The 17,227-nt window shown below is 57.4% G+C and carries 13 protein-coding genes and 3 pseudogenes; 8 read left to right on the top strand and 8 right to left on the bottom strand.

Annotated features, from left to right (window positions below; translation table 11 throughout):
- Nucleotides 1–89: 89 nt before the first annotated feature.
- Complete coding sequence (locus ACVWXD_RS19500) at nucleotides 90–1,460, top strand: MFS transporter (RefSeq protein WP_032886402.1); 1,371 nt, start codon at nucleotides 90–92, stop codon at nucleotides 1,458–1,460.
- Between the two features lie 24 nt (nucleotides 1,461–1,484).
- On the opposite strand, the pseudogene ACVWXD_RS19495 reads toward ACVWXD_RS19500, so the two are convergent.
- Nucleotides 1,485–2,289, bottom strand: a pseudogene (locus tag ACVWXD_RS19495) (SirB1 family protein).
- Between the two features lie 185 nt (nucleotides 2,290–2,474).
- On the opposite strand from ACVWXD_RS19495, the gene ACVWXD_RS19490 reads away from it, so the two are divergent.
- Nucleotides 2,475–3,494, top strand: a complete 1,020-nt coding sequence (locus ACVWXD_RS19490) for a Glu/Leu/Phe/Val dehydrogenase family protein (RefSeq protein WP_032886406.1) — start codon at nucleotides 2,475–2,477, stop codon at nucleotides 3,492–3,494.
- Between the two features lie 54 nt (nucleotides 3,495–3,548).
- Here ACVWXD_RS19490 and ACVWXD_RS19485 read toward each other — a convergent pair whose 3' ends face one another.
- A complete protein-coding gene (locus tag ACVWXD_RS19485) occupies nucleotides 3,549–3,809 on the bottom strand; it encodes a YebG family protein (protein ID WP_003171979.1) in 261 nt (86 codons plus the stop codon).
- Nucleotides 3,810–4,057: 248 nt separating this feature from the next.
- Between ACVWXD_RS19485 and ACVWXD_RS19480 the strand changes: the two are divergent.
- Together ACVWXD_RS19480 and ACVWXD_RS19475 are read left to right on the top strand one after the other, a co-directional pair.
- Nucleotides 4,058–4,303: pseudogene (locus tag ACVWXD_RS19480) on the top strand (phosphate-starvation-inducible PsiE family protein); the annotation flags it as partial.
- 120 nt (nucleotides 4,304–4,423) lie between these two features.
- Nucleotides 4,424–4,873, top strand: coding sequence for a phosphate-starvation-inducible protein PsiE (locus ACVWXD_RS19475; protein ID WP_457371259.1), 450 nt, complete (start codon nucleotides 4,424–4,426; stop codon nucleotides 4,871–4,873).
- Nucleotides 4,874–4,988: 115 nt separating this feature from the next.
- On the opposite strand, the gene ACVWXD_RS19470 is transcribed toward ACVWXD_RS19475, so the two are convergent.
- Nucleotides 4,989–6,518 carry a caspase family protein gene (locus ACVWXD_RS19470; protein WP_457371258.1) on the bottom strand — a complete coding sequence of 510 codons (1,530 nt, stop codon included), beginning with the start codon at nucleotides 6,516–6,518 and terminating at the stop codon, nucleotides 4,989–4,991.
- 294 nt (nucleotides 6,519–6,812) lie between these two features.
- On the opposite strand from ACVWXD_RS19470, the pseudogene ACVWXD_RS19465 reads away from it, so the two are divergent.
- Nucleotides 6,813–7,064, top strand: a pseudogene (locus ACVWXD_RS19465) (phosphate-starvation-inducible PsiE family protein); the annotation flags it as partial.
- On the opposite strand, the gene ACVWXD_RS19460 reads toward ACVWXD_RS19465, so the two are convergent.
- From ACVWXD_RS19460 to ACVWXD_RS19450, 3 genes are all read right to left on the bottom strand, one after another.
- Nucleotides 7,061–7,375: a DUF3509 domain-containing protein gene (locus ACVWXD_RS19460; protein WP_032886408.1), complete on the bottom strand. Its 315-nt coding sequence runs from the start codon at nucleotides 7,373–7,375 to the stop codon at nucleotides 7,061–7,063. The pseudogene ACVWXD_RS19465 and the gene ACVWXD_RS19460 sit on opposite strands and share 4 nt — an antisense overlap.
- Nucleotides 7,376–7,674: 299 nt before the next feature.
- Nucleotides 7,675–8,964, bottom strand: a complete 1,290-nt coding sequence (locus ACVWXD_RS19455) for a serine/threonine transporter (protein WP_095183902.1) — start codon at nucleotides 8,962–8,964, stop codon at nucleotides 7,675–7,677.
- A 60-nt stretch (nucleotides 8,965–9,024) separates the two neighbouring features.
- Nucleotides 9,025–10,401, bottom strand: coding sequence for an L-serine ammonia-lyase (locus tag ACVWXD_RS19450; protein ID WP_181642780.1), 1,377 nt, complete (start codon nucleotides 10,399–10,401; stop codon nucleotides 9,025–9,027).
- Nucleotides 10,402–10,538: 137 nt separating this feature from the next.
- Here ACVWXD_RS19450 and ACVWXD_RS19445 point away from each other — a divergent pair, with 137 nt between their 5' ends.
- Both ACVWXD_RS19445 and ACVWXD_RS19440 read left to right on the top strand, forming a co-directional pair.
- Nucleotides 10,539–11,486: a LysR substrate-binding domain-containing protein gene (locus ACVWXD_RS19445; RefSeq protein ID WP_095183904.1), complete on the top strand. Its 948-nt coding sequence runs from the start codon at nucleotides 10,539–10,541 to the stop codon at nucleotides 11,484–11,486.
- A 213-nt stretch (nucleotides 11,487–11,699) separates the two neighbouring features.
- Nucleotides 11,700–12,110, top strand: a complete 411-nt coding sequence (locus tag ACVWXD_RS19440; RefSeq protein WP_027604683.1) for an HPF/RaiA family ribosome-associated protein — start codon at nucleotides 11,700–11,702, stop codon at nucleotides 12,108–12,110.
- A 50-nt stretch (nucleotides 12,111–12,160) separates the two neighbouring features.
- Here ACVWXD_RS19440 and ACVWXD_RS19435 read toward each other — a convergent pair whose 3' ends face one another.
- Nucleotides 12,161–13,672 carry an MFS transporter gene (locus tag ACVWXD_RS19435; protein ID WP_181642779.1) on the bottom strand — a complete coding sequence of 504 codons (1,512 nt, stop codon included), beginning with the start codon at nucleotides 13,670–13,672 and terminating at the stop codon, nucleotides 12,161–12,163.
- Nucleotides 13,673–13,776: 104 nt separating this feature from the next.
- Here ACVWXD_RS19435 and ACVWXD_RS19430 point away from each other — a divergent pair, with 104 nt between their 5' ends.
- On the top strand, nucleotides 13,777–14,649 hold the full coding sequence (locus tag ACVWXD_RS19430) for a LysR family transcriptional regulator (protein ID WP_457371257.1): 873 nt from the start codon (nucleotides 13,777–13,779) through the stop codon (nucleotides 14,647–14,649).
- Nucleotides 14,650–14,825: 176 nt separating this feature from the next.
- Here the strand turns inward: ACVWXD_RS19430 and fecA are convergent, their stop codons facing one another.
- Nucleotides 14,826–17,165, bottom strand: a complete 2,340-nt coding sequence (gene fecA, locus ACVWXD_RS19425; RefSeq protein WP_122752516.1) for a TonB-dependent Fe(3+) dicitrate receptor FecA — start codon at nucleotides 17,163–17,165, stop codon at nucleotides 14,826–14,828.
- Nucleotides 17,166–17,227 lie beyond the last annotated feature (62 nt).

Genomic DNA, 17,227 nt, shown 5'->3' with positions numbered 1-17,227 from the left:
GTTTGCACAGAACCCAATGTGAGAGGGAGCAAGCCCCCTTCCACATTGGATTTGTGTCACTTCAAATAAAAATAAACAGGTACCTTGCGATGCACAATCAGATTGCCAGCTTTCGCGCGGCACTCGACGCCCGTCCGGTGTCGCGCTATCAGTGGTTGATCCTCCTGTTGCTGGCTCTGCTACTGGTCACCGATGGCTACGATGCCCAGGTGCTAGGTTACGTGGTGCCGGCCCTGGCGTCGGATTGGGGATTGGAAAAAGCCGCGTTCGGCCCCGTGTTCAGCGCCAACCTGTTGGGGCTCACATTGGGCTCGCTGCTGGTAACGCCTCTGGCTGACCGATTTGGCGTGCGGCGCATCCTGCTGGGCTGCGTGTTGATCTATGCCTGCCTGACCCTGCTGATGGTGTTCGCCAACTCACTGACCTCCCTCATGGCTGCGCGGTTTATCTGCGGTATCGGCATGGGCGGTGCGATGCCCAGCGCCATGGCGTTGATGTCGGAGTATTCCCCGCCGCGCCTGCGCACCTTGATGGTGACCTTGGCGGCGTGCGGTTTCTCGTTCGGCGGTGCGGCCGGTGGGTTCGTGGCGGCGGGGTTTATCGACAACTTCGGCTGGCAGGCGGTGTTCCTGGCCGGTGGCGTCACACCGTTGCTGCTGTTTCCGTTTCTGGTGTGGCTGTTGCCTGAGTCCTTGCCGCGCTTGCTGCGGGATGCTCCACCGTACGTGCGATTGCGCAAAGTGACCGGGCGTATGCTGCCCGACTGGCAGCCGCCGCTGGCGAGCGCGGCAGAAAACCTGCAAGAACAGGGAAGCAAACTGACGGTGGTGGAGCTGTTTCGCAACGGCTATGCGCGTCCGACCGTGCTGATTTGGTCGACCTTTTTTGTCAGCCTGATCCTGCTGTATTTCATGATCAGTTGGTTACCGTCGCTGCTGTTGGAGAGCGGCCTGGCGTTGAAGGAAGCCAATCTGGTGACGTCGATGTTTCTGTTCGCCGGCACCTTGGGCGCTATCGGCATGGCCTGGTTTGCCGACCGGCTCAAAAGCAAGGTGCGCCTGCTGTCTGGCGTATTGGCGGCAGCGGCGGTGTGTACCATTCTGCTGGGGCTGAACCACGACAACCCGCGCTACCTGGTGGCCTGCGTGTTTGCGGCCGGGTTCTGCATCATCGGTGGGCAACTGACCCTCAATGCCTTCGCTAGCAATTTCTACCCCGCACACGTGCGCGCCACCGGTACGGGCTGGGCGTTGGGCGTGGGGCGTTTCGGCTCGATCCTGGGGCCGCTGTTTGGCAGCATGTTGCTGGCGATGCATATTCCGGTGCAGCAGATTTTCTTCTTTTGCGCGATTCCGGCTGTGATGGCGGCATTGTTGATTATTCAGGTGCGTTCGCCAGGGCGCGATGCGCCTGTAAGCCCCCTGCCTGGCGATATTCTGAAAGCGCCGGCGAATCACTGAGGATTCTCCCGATGGTCACGCTATTCAATGCACCACTGAGTTGGGCGGCAGGTGCCCCAGGCGCTCGGTCAGGCGCAGGCGTTGGATCGGGTCTTCGCTGAGCATCAGGGCGTGTTCCAAGTCAAAGCGCTCGGCGTTGGGGCAGTCCAGGCGTTGATACAGACTGGCCCTCGCAAGGTAGTCGGCAGCGTTGGCGCTGCCCAGTTCCAGCACGCGCTCGGCGTCTACCAGGGCGGCCAGCGGGTTGTCGTTGGAGAGATGCAATTGGCGCAGGTTGCGCGAAAGCCTTTGCAGGATCGAACGCGGATCGGCGGTGTGCAGGTGGTCGGCCTGCAACGTGAGGTTGGGGCCATATTGGCGTTGCAGCAGCTCTCGGCAATCGTTGGGGTACAGGCGTCGGCCGCCGCACGGGTCCAGTAGGTGATCGGCACCGGGCACTCGCAGCAGGAAAGTGCCCAGGGAAATTGACGCCAACCATCGGAATATCCAGGCGTCGTGCCAACTCCATGGCAATCAACCCCATGGCCAAGGGCTGCCCGCGTTTGCGCTGTAGCACCTTGTCCAGCAGGGCGGCGGCGGGGCGCAGCGGTGTGAAGTCATCCTGGGCGAACCCCAGGTCATTCATGCACCGCAGCAGCGGTTGACCCAGTTCATCCGCTGGCAACATGGGCATGCTCAGGCTGATCTGTTGTTGCAGTGAGGTCAGGTTCTGCAGGATCTCCAGCGGCTTCACCAAAGGATCGTGCTCGGCGGCGATCCATAACGCCGCTTCGAACAGCGCCGGCGGCGAACGTTGCAGGCAGGCGAAAAAGGCTTGGCGGGGCTTCATTGCTTTCTCCGGCGGATGCCCTCGTTTTAGCCTTGCTGGGAATATTCGTCCAGTGCCTTAAGAAATTTCCCGCGCGCTTATGTCGCAAGCCCTGCAAAACCGGGCGGCTTATTCCAGTGCACTTCGGCAGTTTTCTACCGCAAGCCTATACTTGGCGACACCAGAAGTGATTCGGGAGCTTGACGATGTTTGCTCTCATGCACAGCACCCGCCTTGAATCGCTGCACCTGAGCGTCGACCCGGTCACGGGGCTCAAGGCGGTCATCGCCATTCACAACAGCCGCCTGGGGCCTGCCTTGGGCGGCTGTCGCTATATCGCCTACCCCGACGACGAAAGCGCCGTGGCCGATGCTGCGCGGCTGGCCCAGGGCATGAGCTACAAGGCCGCCCTGGCCGGGTTGCCGGTGGGTGGCGGCACCGCGGTCATCCTGCGCCCCGCCCATGTGGAAAACCGTGCGGCGCTGTTTGAAGCCTTTGGGCGTTGTGTGGAACAACTCGACGGCCGCTACATCACCGCTGTCGACAGTGGCACCTCGGTGGCCGATATGGATTGCATCGCCCAGCACACTCGCTTCGTTACCAGCACCACCGCCGCCGGCGATCCATCGCCCCATGCGGCCATGGGCGTGTTCGCCGGTATTCGCACCACAGCCATGGCCCGCTTGGGCAGCGACAACCTTGAAGGCCTGCGCGTGGCAATCCAGGGCCTGGGCAACGTCGGTTACGCACTGGCTGAACAACTTCACGCCGCCGGCGCTGAATTGCTGGTCAGCGACATCGACCACGGCAAAGTGCAACTGGCCATGGAACAACTGGGCGCGCACCCCATCGCCAACGACGCCTTGCTCAGCACGCCCTGTGACATCCTCGCACCCTGTGGCCTTGGGGCAGTGTTCAACCGCACCAGCGTCGGGCAACTGCGCTGCGCCGCCGTGGCCGGGTCCGCCAGCGCGCAACTGACCAACCTGCAAGTGGCCGACCAACTGGAAGGGCGCGGCATCCTCTACGCCCCGGATTACGTGATCAACTCAGGCGGCTTGATCTACGTCGCCCTCAAGCACAGCGGGGCCGAACTGCCGACCATCACCGCGCACCTGTCCAACATCGGCAAACGCCTGACCGAAATCTACGCCCACGCCCAGGCGGAAAAACGCTCCCCAGCACGTGTGGCTGATGAACTCGCCGAGCGCCTGCTTTACGGATGATCAGGCATTAAAAAGGCCCTGAATCATTGATTCAGGGCCTGTTCAATTCGGACTTTATTCCGCCGCTGCGTTGAGCAACTCGGACAACGCATCCGGTTGGCTCTTGAACGCCTTGGCAAATACATCGCGATTCTTCGCCATATAGATCCCGGCTTCTTCTACCTGCTGCTCGCTCAGGGACGGCACGGCTTTTTGCAACACTTCTGCCAGCAACTCAGCGAGTTCAAGCATTTTGTCATGACGGTCAGCTTCGGCTTTATCCATGAACAAACGCTCCAGATCTCGGCTGCTGCGGTATACCACTTCGACGGCCATTCACCACCTCACATGCCTTCACGATAGTTGTCTTTTGCGACTACTGTATTTATATACAGCTAAAAGGGTAAGCCAAACCGTGGGGTTTGGGTAGCAGTTTTTTAATGTAGCCCGTAAATACAGGTTTGGCGTGTCTCATGTCACCCCGCCATCATCTTATCCCTGCCTCTGGCCTTTTTTCTGCATGCAGAACAACCGTCACGTCCAACCCGCATTATCCGGTCGAATCGACCTAAGGAAGTACCCTCGTGAAAATCAACTGGGCCGAAAAGCTGCGCCAGCAAGTCCATGGGCTGGCTGAATCGCTGGGCAATCTGTTTGTGGAGTCGTTCCACTACCTGGCGCTGTTCGCCATTGGTGCGGTGACCGCCTGGGCGGCGGTGATGGAATTTCTGGGGATGCTGGAGAACGGACACATCAAGATCGATGACATCTTGCTGCTGTTCATCTATCTGGAATTGGGCGCCATGGTCGGGATTTATTTCAAGACGAACCCACCTGAATCTAACAATTTTTATTTTTGCCGAAAAACGTCTGAAAGCTCTGTGCATGCTGGTTTTTGGTGCGCTTGACCCTCGCTTTGCAAGTTTTTCTTTGATTGATGGTGATGAGTAATGAACGAAATTCGTGGAATTGAGAAGTTACGCAAGAGCCTGCATGGTGGGGCTGATTCGTTGGGTAATCTGCTTGTAGAGGCCTTTCATTACCTAGCCCTATTTGGTATTGCTCTGATAACAGTTTGGGCAGCAGTAAGCGCTTTTGTGGGAATGCTCGGGCAAGAAAAAATAAGCGTTGATGACATTCTATTGCTTTTCATTTATCTAGAACTGCTAGCAATGTCTGGTATATATTTTAAAACAAATCATATGCCCTTGCGATTCTTGCTATATATCGGCGTTACAGCTTTGATCAGGCTTTTGATTAGCGATGTTTCACACCATAACGCGCCGGATTTGGGGATTATTTACGTTTGCGGTGGCGTATTGTTGTTAGCGTTTTCCATCCTTGTTGTCAGATACTCTTCTTCGAAATACCCGTCAGTAAAGGAAAAGTCTGATGTGTGAAGGTTTATTTGGTTTTTGAATATAAGCACTGTAAGATTCTAAGTGTTTTACAGTGCTTTACATGAATTTGTGTCAGGTGTTTAAGTGTAAAGTCTAAAATAACAAATGGTTGAAGTTATTGTTCTGTAATTTTTTTAAGTTCTATCTCGAGCCATTGCATTATTTCTTTTTTTATTAGGTCTGCTGTAAGTGATGCGGAGTTTTCTGCGTTGATGTTAACTTTTAAAGTTTTCCATTTGTTGCATTCGGGTTTTGAGTGCTGTTCCCAGTTTTTTCTCTTTAGTGTTTCGTAGGAGAAATGTATGGAAAAAGCTTTGTTGGAATATATTGAGATTGTGTGCATGCAAATTGGTGAGGCTATTTCTATATTTGGTTCAAGGGTAACTTTTAGTATTCTGTGCTCAGCATTGTGCGTATAAGAAAAGCCATTAACATATGTTGTCGATTTGGTCACGGTCTCTAACTTATACTCTGTATCTTCGTCTTGACGCCAGCGGGCTAATGAACCCATTACCACTGCGGCTGAAAGACCAAATGGATCCTGCTTCTTAGGTTTTTGAGGGAGTGCCTTGTATTCTTCAGTTTTATAGCTTTTTGATGCATAGGTGACTTCGGCAAAGTAGTTTTCTTCGGATTGTTTTTTTAACCACTCCCCTATTTTTGAAACGTTAGGTACTTCTTGTGGGTGTACGTCGGAGTCGACCGCAACTTTATATATTTGCTTTAGTTTTTGAGGCCATGACTCGATTTGCTCTTTAAATGTGTTTGTGAAATCTATAAGCGTCTGCTCATTAAAACAAGTCTTGTCCGAAATTCTTTTCGCTAATGCGTATACATTCTCTTCTTGTTGGTGGGTTTTAGGGGGTTTGAGGTTCTCCTTTTTTTCTTCAGTCTCCGTATTTTTTTCTGATAATCCAAATAACCTGTAAATTATTTGATGTGTTTGTTTGGTGATTGTTCCGAATTTTTCTATATTATCGGCTTGTGTTGCAAATATTGGCTTGGGGCCGCCTTTATCTGCAAAGTCGTCTGCGACAGCTGCCATTATCTCTCTATATCTCACATCGCCTTCAAGCCCAGTGATTGCAGTTAGTATGCTTTCAGTGAAATAACTAAAGTCAGTGCCAGCATAGGATGATTCGCTTTCACGTGAGGAAAACCAAAAATAGATATCGTTCAGTCCGTATTTTTTTGCCGACTTCTTGAGTTCTTCTTCCGCGTTGAATTCACTTTTTATGTATTGTGTGCCGCTAAAGCAGGCGTCAATTATTTTTATGCAGAGTTTCGGTGAGAGAGTTTTTATCCAGTCGTCAAGTTCGGAGTTTCGTAGTCCTGTAGTTTCTTTGCGCTTGGGATCGAAGTCAGAAAGCACGTAAAAAAAATCGTCTTCAAATCGCTCTCCATGTCCTGAAAAATAGAAGAACAACTCGTTTAAATCTTCGCCTTTATATTTTTCTACGATGTCGGATATTTTTCTTTTTATTTCTGAACCTGTTTCATTTTCACCGAAAAATATTAGCTCTTTTAGATCCTTCACATTTTCAATAACAGCTTTGATTGCTTCCGCGTCTTTCTTGCAAGCTGGCAGGTTGTCGTAAGTTTGAGACTGATATTTTTCAACACCAATTATAATGGCTAAGTTCATGTATTTTTCACTGCTGATGGGTAAGGGGTTATTGTTTTTAATGTTCTTATATGAAGGGTTTTTAATGCTGTTTACAATTTTGTGTTGTTGTTCAATGTCAGTGTTCCCAATTTGAAATTAGCTTGAATGATGGCTAGATGCTAATTCTCGAGATGCTTCATTTACTAGTTTTTTATTTGCTAGTCAAGAAGGAAATACAGGGGGGCTTTAAAACTTGGCAATGTCAGAGTTTCTTGGCGATCGACTGCTTAAAAAAACAATCATTTTTTAATAAAAAGGAGTGATCCGTCCGTCAAGACCAACCACATGCCAGTGCGCTTCCTGATCTACGTGGCAATCACTGCGCTGACGCGTCTGCTGATCTCCAACGTGTCCCACCACAACCCGCCAGACGTGGGCATCATCTACCTGTGCGGTGGGATTTTGCTGTTGGCATTCGCGATTCTGGTGGTGCGTTACGCCTCGTCGGCATTCCCGTCGGTGAAGGTCGAAGGCCCGCGTCGCAAGGGCGAGGCGAGCCTGGAAACCGAGAAGGGCGAGCTTTAAAGCCCGACGCTGAAGGGCAGGGGGCGGGTGGGCGGTCGCTGCAATAATTTGTGATCGCCATCCGTCATCACCGCCAGGATCTCCATGGCGCTGTGGCCTTGCTCGATGGCAATGCCGAACTGGATGCTCTGCACCAGGCGTTTGAGCCGTTGCGGGTCGTTGCGTTGTGCGGCGCTGATCATGCGCTTGGCCACCACGCCATCCTCATTCGAGAGGGTGAGCATGATGCTGCCGTCCAGCCGTTGAATACTCAGGTTGACGCGGTATTTTGGGGTGAAGGTGTCGGTGATGATCTGAAAAGGATTGTCCATGGTGCGTTACCGCCTGATAAGAACATGCAGTCATTGACGACCGGTGTCGTGATTAGTTCGCGTCTCCTGACCACCGGCCACTCCGTCGCTGAGGTTGTACAAATTCCGTTTACCTCATGAGCTGTACAGCAAGGGGCGTGCCGTACAGCGGCTTTCCAGGCACCGGGATCCCAATGTGGGAGGGGGCTTGCTCCCGATAGCGGTCCTTCAGTCGAGCATTTATTGGCTGAAGGACCGCTATCGGGAGCAAGCCCCCTCCCACAATTGTTTTGGGTTGTTATTGAAATCGGTGACCTGTTTCAGGGCAGTACAGAGAAAACGATCGCAGACAGCGCAATCAAGCCGATCACCACCACAAATACATTCGACACCTGGCCCGAATACTGGCGCAAGGCTGGCACGCGCTGGATCGCGTACATCGGCATCAGGAACAACAGGCACGCGATAATCGGCCCGCCCAGGGTTTCGATCATGCCCAGGATGCTTGGGTTGAAGGTGGCCACGGCCCAGCAGGTCAGCACCATGAATAGGGCGGTGCTGCGTTCCAGCCACTTGGACGACAGGGAGCGGTTACGCCCGCGCAGAGATTTGACGATCAAGCCCTGGAAGCCTTCGCTGGCGCCGATGTAGTGGCCAAGGAAGGATTTGGTAATGGCCACCAGCGCGATCAACGGCGCGGCGTAAGCGATCACAGGGGTTTGGAAGTGGTTGGCCAGGTACGACAGGATCGAAATGTTCTGCGCCTTTGCTGCCGCCAGGTCCGCCGGGGACAGAGCCAGCACGCAGCTGAAGCAGAAGAACATCACCGTCAGCACCATCATGCCGTGGGCTGTGGCGAGGATGCCGCTGCTTTTGCGCTCGGCCAGCGGGCCGTACACGCGTTTCTGGTCGACGGCGAACGCGGAGATGATCGGCGAATGGTTGAACGAGAACACCATCACGGGGATCGCCAGCCACAGGGTCTTGAAGAACACGGGCAGCGGCATGCCCTCACTGGCAGAAGCGAAAAACGCGCCGTTCCAGTTGGGAATCAGACTGAGCGCAAGCAACAGCAAGGCGGCGACGAACGGGTACACCAGCACGCTCATGGCCTTGACGATCACGCCCTGGCCGCAGCGCACAATAGCCATCAAACCCAGGATCAGCACCAGCGACAGGATCGCCCGGGGCGGCGGTGTCATGTGCAGTTGGTGTTCCATAAAGCTGCCTAGGGTGTTGGTCAACGCAACGCTGTACACCAACAAAATCGGGAAGATCGCAAAGAAGTACAGCAAAGTGATCAGCTTGCCTGCACCGACGCCGAAATGTTCTTCGACCACTTCGGTGATGTCGCCGGATGTGCCTGACAGTACAAAGCGCGTCAGCCCACGGTGGGCGAAGAAGGTCATCGGGAAGGCCAGCAACGCCAGCACGATCAGTGGCCAGAAGCCGCCGACGCCGGCGTTGATCGGCAGGAACAAAGTGCCTGCGCCGATGGCGGTGCCATAAAGGCCGAGCATCCAAGTGGTGTCGTGCTTGGTCCAGCCGGTTGTTACGGTGTTTTCTACCTCAACAGGATTTTCGGCAGCAGGTGTACGTACATCGGTCATCGTTATTGCCTCGTTATTATTTTTGCGCGGGCTCACGTTGGGGCAGTCAGGGAATGCTCCTCAGCACTCCACCCAGCTCACGGCCAGGCCGCCCCGTGAAGTTTCTTTGTATTTGTCATGCATGTCGGCGCCGGTATCGCGCATGGTGCGGATCACCCGGTCCAGGGAGATGAAGTGTTTGCCGTCGCCGCGCAGGGCCATTTGCGTGGCGTTGATGGCCTTGACCGCCGCGATGGCGTTGCGCTCGATGCACGGCACTTGCACCAGGCCGCCGACCGGGTCGCAGGTCAGGCCGAGGTTATGTTCCAGGCCGATTTCGGCGGCGTTTTCCAGTTGTTCGGGGGTGGCGCCGAGGATGTCGGCAAGGCCGGCGGCGGCCATGGCGCAGGCCGAGCCGACTTCGCCCTGGCAGCCGACTTCGGCACCGGAGATCGACGCATTTTTCTTACACAGGATGCCGACGGCGGCGGCGGCCAGGAAGAAATTGACCACATCGTCGTCGGACGCGTCGGCGTTGAACTTCATGTAGTAATGCAGCACCGCCGGGATGATCCCCGCCGCGCCGTTGGTGGGTGCGGTGACCATGCGTCCGCCGGCGGCGTTTTCTTCGTTGACGGCAAGGGCGAACAGGTTGACCCATTCCATGGCCGACAAGGTCGAGGTGATGACATTGGGTTTGCCGATTTCCAACAAACTGCGGTGCAATTTCGCCGCGCGCCGTGGCACATCTAGACCGCCGGGCAAGATGCCTTCATCGCGCAGGCCTTGCTCCACGCATTCGCGCATCACCGACCAGATATGCAGCAGGCCGCTGCGGATCTGTTCGTCACTGCGCCACGCGCGCTCGTTGGCCATCATTAACTCTGAAACGCGCAGCCCGTGCTTGTTGCACAAGGCCAGCAGTTCGACGGCGCTGGAAAAGTCGTAGGGCAATTCAACATCGCTGGTCGGCGCAATGCCTGACGCTGCTTCGGCAGCTTCGATGATGAAACCACCGCCCACCGAGTAATACGTCTGCTCGCTAAGCAGTCCGCTGTCGCCATAGGCGTGTAGGGACATGGCGTTGGGGTGGTAGGGCAGGCTTTCTTCCAGCAGCAGGAGATCGGTGTGCCAGTTGAAAGCAATGTCCTGGGTGCCTGCCAGCAGTAAGCGGCCGGTCTCGCGCAGTTGCTGGATACGGCTATTGATCGAGGTGGGGTCAATACGGTCCGGCCATTCACCCATCAGGCCCATTACGCAGGCGCGGTCGGTGGCATGGCCGACGCCGGTGGCGGACAGCGAGCCGTACAAACGCACTTCAATCCGTCGGGTTTCGGTAAGCAATCGCTGGTCGATCAGGGCTTGGGCGAAGGTCGCCGCTGCCCGCATGGGGCCGACGGTGTGGGAGCTGGACGGGCCGATGCCCACCTTGAATAGATCAAAAACACTGATAGCCATGCTAAACCCTTACAAGCAATGGAGTAGGAATCGCTGCCATGTTTTGTAGGACGAGCGCAATTGGCGCGATACTGAGCCTCTGGATCGGCACTGACCAACGAATTATCCTAAGACACCCTTTAGCAGGACTAAACCCTATGGCTCGCCCTCTCCATGGCCAGACTTATGTCTGGTTACACGTGTTTTCCTGCGCTGCGCGGCATCTGTCGTTCACCCGCTGCGCCGAAGAACTGCACATCACACCGGGGGCGGTGAGCCAACAAATCCGCCAGTTGGAGGAGCGTCTTGGGTTTCGGCTGTTCCATCGACGGGCGCGGGGTGTGGAGTTGAGTGCGGAGGGGCAGCGGTTGGCGGCTACGGTGGGGGAGGCATACGGCAGCATTGATGCCGAATTGCAGCGGCTCGATGCGGGGATGATCAGCGGCACCTTGCGCCTACGCTCGATCCCGTCGTTTCTCGGCAAGTGGCTCACCCCACGTTTGCCACGCTTGCAGCAACGCTTTCCGGACATCCAACTGCGCATGGTTGCCGAGGACAGCAGCATTGCCCTGCATGAGGGGGACTTCGACCTGGCTATCGACTTGAACGACGGCAGCTACCCTGGGCTGTTATCCACAGCCTTGCTGGATGAGCAGATATTTCCGGTGTGTGCGCCAAGCCTGTTGCGCGGTCGTCCGCCCTTGCATGGCCCGGCCGACCTTGTGCATTTCCCGCTGCTGCACGACATCACCGCCTGGCGTGGGAGTTATGAGTATGCCGAGTGGGAGTTTTACCTGAATGCAATTGGCTACCACGACGCCGATGTTCGCCGCGGCCACACCTTCAACCGCAACCACTTGACCATAGAAGCCGCCATCGCCGGTATGGGCGTGGCGATTGCGCGGCGTACTTTGCTCAACGATGAGCTGGAGCGCGGCACCTTGATCGTGCCGTTCGGCCTCGCGGTGCCCAACCACAAGCGCTATGTGCTGCTGTATGCGCCAGGCGCACTGAGCCATCCGGGCGTGCGCGCGGTGCATGACTGGCTGGTAGAGGAAGCGGGGATTTTTCGCGGATTGCACCCGTTGGGAGAGGGGCAATTATGACGTTTACAGAGCGTAAGAAGATGTAACTAACTCCCCACCCTAACAGCGTTTTTGCCCGTAGTCAGGCTTAATTTGTAATGTAGGATTTATCTTTGCAAAGGGGTTGAATTGTTCGTCTGGCTGCTCAATTGTGTAATCAAGAGGTCATGGTTTCACCACCCCGGTGTTGCAGTTTGTGACCTCTCGCGAGCTAGCTGAAATAAGGGAAGAACTATGCAAATCCAAGTCAATAGCGATAACCATATTGAAAGCAGCATCCGACTGGAGGAGTGGGTACGTACTACCATTGAGAGCACGCTCGAACGTTATGAAGAAGACCTGACCCGAGTGGAGGTCTATCTGCGGGATGAGAACGGCGACAAGCCCGGTCCCCACGATTTAAGTTGCCGCCTGGAAGCGCGGCCAAAAGGCCATCAACCACTGTCGGTATCCGCCAAGGGCGATACCCTGGAACAAGCGATCGACAGTGCGGCCACCAAGCTGGACCACGCGTTGGAACATCTGTTTGGCAGACTGCAAGGCAAGCCCCGCGCTGCCGCGAAAAACCAGCCAATCAACAAAGTGAATGAAGACGCGCTGGAACAGGAATTCCTGGAAAACGAAAACGCTGTCATCAACGGCTAACTTTCTTTTGACCCCCTCAAACGGGCCTGCATCTGCAGGCCCGTTTTCGTTTAGCGCCTGCGTCGGAAAAAATACCGGCTCAGCATCGCCAGCCCGCCAGCACCCAACCCGGCAAACAGCATCGCCCAACCGGCGCCGTGGCGCAGTGCTGCCTGAGCGTCGTTGACTGTCAGCCCCATTGACTCGAGTTTTCCTGCGGCAATGTTTTGACTGATAACCGGCCAATCCATTGCCGTGGCAGCGGGCAGCACCTCGGCCAGGTGATGGCTGATCCCCAGCAACAGCACCAACCCCATGAGGGCAATGTTGAGCGCCAGGGTGATCAGCCGCGCACTGAGGTCGATGCCTGAGGCCATGCCCGCGCGGTCCGCCGACACCGAACCGGTGGTGGTGTTGGTGGTGGGCGAGTTGGTCAGCGCCAGGCCTACGCCGGCGATCACGCAACTGAGCAGCACCAGCTCAATACGTGGGTGCTCGGCGCCGTTGACGGCGGCCATGGCCAGAAAGCCCGCGCCCATCAGGCCCAGGCCCAGGGGGATGATGCGTTCGGCTCCATAGCGCAGAGCCAGGCGCTCGGCCAGCGGCGGCACCAGCAAGGTCGGCAAGGTGTAGGCGAGTAGGGCTGCGCCGGTGGTCAGGGTGTCGTAACCCAGGCCCGCCTGGAAGTACAACGGCAGGTAGATCATGAACGGCCAGAAGCTGAAGTTCATGCCGATCGAGCCCATCAACGCGCCGTTGAAACGCTGGATGCGGAACACCGAGAAGTCGAACATTGGGTGTGCACTGCGAAGCTCGACCGCGATGAACAGCAGCAAGCCGAGCACCGACAACGCCGCCCAACCGAGCATGGCCGGTGCGCCGAAGCCGTGCTCGCTGCCTTGGGTGATGAAGTACACCAGGGCAAACACCGACACGGTCAAGGTGAGCATACCGGCGATGTCCAGGCGACGGGCGGCCGGGTCGCGGGACTCCTGCACGCTGATGTGCAGCAGCACCAGGGTGAACAGGGTGAGGGGCACGTGCACGAGGAACACCCAACGCCAATCCGCCACCGCCAGGATCAATGCGCCGATCATCGGTCCGAAGCCCAGGCCCACGCCAGCAATCACGCCCCATATTGCAAAGGCCCGTGCCCGTGCTACCGGTTCGCTGAACAGGTGCGACAGGATGGCGAATTGGCAAATCATCATCGCTCCGGCACCGATGCCCTGAACAAACCGCGCCGTGATCAGCAGCGAAGCCTCCTCGGCCAGCCCACAGGCCAGTGAGGCCAGGCCAAACACCCACAGGCACAACACCAGCATGCGGCGACGGCCAAAGCGATCCGCCAATGTGCCCGCCGCCATCAGCACGCTGGTACAGGCCAAGGTGTAGGCGTTCATGATCCATTGGGCGGCCTGGAAGCCCGTGCCCAACTCTCGCTCGAGCGTCGGCAGGATCACCGGGACGCTGGAAATCTCCAGGCCGAACATCAGCGCGACGAGGCACACGGCAGTGAGGGCCAGCCCATTCCTGGCGGTGCGCGGGCGGCTGGTGGCGGTTAACGTGGCGACGGGTGGCATGGGATTCTCCTGTGGATGGGTATCGGGATATTTTCAGGGGAATAGGGTTCGTTATTCGTGATAAGTTTTCTGCTAATAGGGGAATCAAGGGCGACAATAGAGCCATGGCCAGACCGCGTTTTGATGGCGTTGAGCTGTTTCTGCAAATCGTCGAAAGCGGCAACCTGACCGAGGCCGCCGAACGCCTGAATCTCACACGCTCGGCGGTTGGCAAGGGCCTGGCGCGATTGGAGGCACGCTTGGGCACGTGCCTGCTGCAGCGCTCCACCCGCCGCCAGCGTTTGACCGAGGACGGCCAGGCGTACTACGAACATTGCCTGCGGGCATTGGCGGAGCTCGAGGCTGCCGAATCGGTGCTGGAAAGCGGCCGGCAACAGCCACGCGGCCGCTTGCGGGCCAGCTTGCCGCTGGCCTTCGGGCACCACTACGCGGCCCCGGCATTGTGGGGATTGATGGCGCGTTATCCGGAACTGGAAATCGAGATCAGCTTCGCCGATCGGCTGGTGGACCTGGCACAGGAAGGCTTCGACGTCGCCGTGCGGATCGGCCCGCTCCCCGACACCGACCGCCTCAGTGCGCGTCGGCTGGGCGAGCAGGCCGTGGGACTGGCGGCGTCACCGGCGTACTTGCAGCGCGTTGGGCCGATTGAATGCATCGAAGACCTTGCCGGCCATCGCGGCATCGCCTACCGCAGCAGCACCCCGCACCGCAATCGCGTGGCCTCGCCGTTAATGATGGACGACCTCCAGGCTGTTGCCGATGCCGCCATCGCGGGCGTCGGCCTGGCCTGGTTGCCGAGTTGGTTGATTGCGCACTATGTGCTGCGTGGGAAGTTGGTCGCAGTATTGCCCGACTATCGCGAGCAACCTGCGCCCATCCATGTGATCTGGCCCACGGCCACGCATATGCCGGCCAAGACACGGTGTGCAATCGATGCATTGGTCGAAGCCACCCCCAGTTGCCTGGCGGGCAGTTAGAACCGGCGGGTCAGGGCGAGCATGCTATTAAGGCAAACGGGTTTGTTGTGGCGAGTGGGCTTGCCCCGCGTTAGGTTGCGAAGCGACCTTAGCTCTTTGTTTGAAAAGGCCGGGCCTGCTACGCAGTCCAACGCGGGGCAAGCCCGCTCGCCACAGGTCGTGTGTTGCTTGGGCAGTTAGAACGCGATGGAGGTCTGCACGTACACCGTGCGTGGCTCACCGACGTATTTGCCCTTGTTGTTATCGTCAAACGAGCGCGTGAAGTATTGCTTGTTGAAGATGTTCTTCACGCCGACCGCCACGTTCAAATCCGACAGTTGCGGGCCGAAATCATAGGCCGCGCGGCTGCTGAACAGCATGTAGCCGGGGATGCGTCCGTTGGCACCGTCGGCGGTCTCGGCCTCGGTGTTGGCGTTATCGGCGAACTGGCTGCTCTGGTAGCTGCTGTCCACATTGAGTTTCCAGCGCCCTTCGGTGTAACCCACGCCGAGGGTGCCTTTGTGCTTGGACGAGAAGGGCACGCGGTTGCCTTTGTTCGGGCCGTCTTCGCGGATGGTGGCGTCGACGTAGGCGTAGGTGGCGTACACATCGAAACCGGCCAACGCCGGGCTCAAACCATCGAGGGCGTAGTTGACGCTGGTTTCGATACCCTGATGGCGTGTCTCACCCCGGGCGATTACCGAGTCGTTGGTCTGGTTGCTTTCATACTGGTTATCGAAGTTGATCAGGAACGCACCGATCTCCGCGCGCAAGGTGCCGTTGTCATAGCGGGTACCCAGTTCCCAGGTGCGGGCTTTTTCCGGTTTGACTTCACCGCTGGTGACGCGGTTGGGCATCTGGCTGTACTGCACGCTGCCGAATGAACCTTCGGTGTTGGCATACAGGTTCCAGTCGTCGGTCAGGTGATAGAGCACGTTCAACGCCGGCAGCGCGGTGTTGTAGTCGCCTTTGTATTTGACGTTGGTCAGATTATTGCTCTGCTGGGACTCGATCATCTCGTAGCGAATGCCCGGGGTGATGGTCCACTTGCCGATATCAATCCGGTCATCGACGAAGAACGCATTGGCTTCTGTGCCGCCACGGGTGTCGCGGTCGTTGCGGCTGTCAGTCGTGGGGATTTGCTGGTTGTTGGCCGAGATCGGCGTGCGGTAGCGCAACTCGTGACCCGCTTCGTTGATGTAGCGGTAGCCGACGCCCACTTCATGGCTGGTCGGGCCGAGGTCAAAGCCCTGGGCGAAGCGGGTTTCCACGCCGCGCACCCAATACTCACGCGGGGACAGCGACAGGAACGTGCCCTGGTCCAGATAACCGCTGCGCAGGGTCTTGGTGAAGAAACTGTTGACGGTGAATTCTCGACGATCCTGTTCGTAGCGGTAGCCGACGTTGAACATCGTGCGGCGGCCCCAGAATTTGTCGTAGGGGCGGGTGGACTGATACGGATCGGCCTTGTAGTTCGCCACGTTCAAACCGCCGGGCATATCGGCCTGGCCTTCGTAGTACTGCGCCATGGCGTTGAAGCTATTGGCGTCGTCGAGCTGGTATTTGCCCTTGAGGATCAAATCGTCGATGCGCGTGTTGCTGTTTTCGCGCCAGTCGCCACCACGGGTGCCGGAATACAGAATCGCGCCGCCAAGGCCATTGTCGGCCGTGCCGCCGGCCAGCAGGTTGCCGGTGGTCTTGAAACCGTCATGGCTGGATGACGGGCTGGTTTCAGTCTGCAAGCCGCCCTTGACCGTTGGCGCATCCGGGATCGCGCGGGTCACAAAGTTGACCACGCCGCCGACGTTCTGCGGGCCGTAACGCACGGCGCCGCCGCCACGTACCACGTCCACCGCGTCCATGTTGCCCATGCTGATCGGTGCGAAGGACAGTTGCGGCTGGCCATACGGCGCGAAGGGCACCGGGATGCCATCCATCAATACGGTGGAGCGCGACGCCAGGCGCGGGTTGAGTCCGCGAATGCCAAAGTTCAGCGCCATGTCGTGGCTGCCGGTGCCGTTGTTGTCCGGAGCGTTGACGCCGGGGATGCGGTTGAGCACGTCCTTGGCCTGGGTGGCGCCTTGGCGTTCGAACTCTTCGCGGCGGATCACATCGCGGGCGCCGGGGTGTTCGAACACATTGGTTTGTGCCGCATCGCCGAGCCAGTCGCCGACCACGCTGGAAGTCGCCAGCTCTACCGCAGCCGGTGCGTTTACCGGTTGCAGGCTGAAGGCGTTGTCACCTTCAGGGCGGGCCTCCAGGCCTGTGCCTTCCAGCAGTTTTTGCAGGCCTTCGGTGGTGCTGTAGCTGCCGGACAAACCACGGCTCTGCATGCCCGCCGTGATTTCGGAGCCGAAGGAAATCAATACGCCGGCTTCGCGACCAAACTGATTGAGGGCCGCTTCCAGCGAGGTCGGGGCAATGTGATAAGGCTTGGGGTCGGCGGCCATCACCGGGGGCAATACTGCGAAACTGAGGCTGGCGCCCAGTAACAGTTGGCGCAAGGTGCGGGCGATTAGGGTCGGCTGCTGGGGCATGAAGAGCGGTCCTGAGAAGGAAGGATCAAGGTGGCTTTCCTTCTCTGTCACGCGAGGTGTGG

Source organism: Pseudomonas sp. TE3911 (assembly GCF_054062775.1).
Note: the sequence above shows the minus strand (reverse complement) of the source record. Positions and strands in the feature narration are given on the sequence as shown.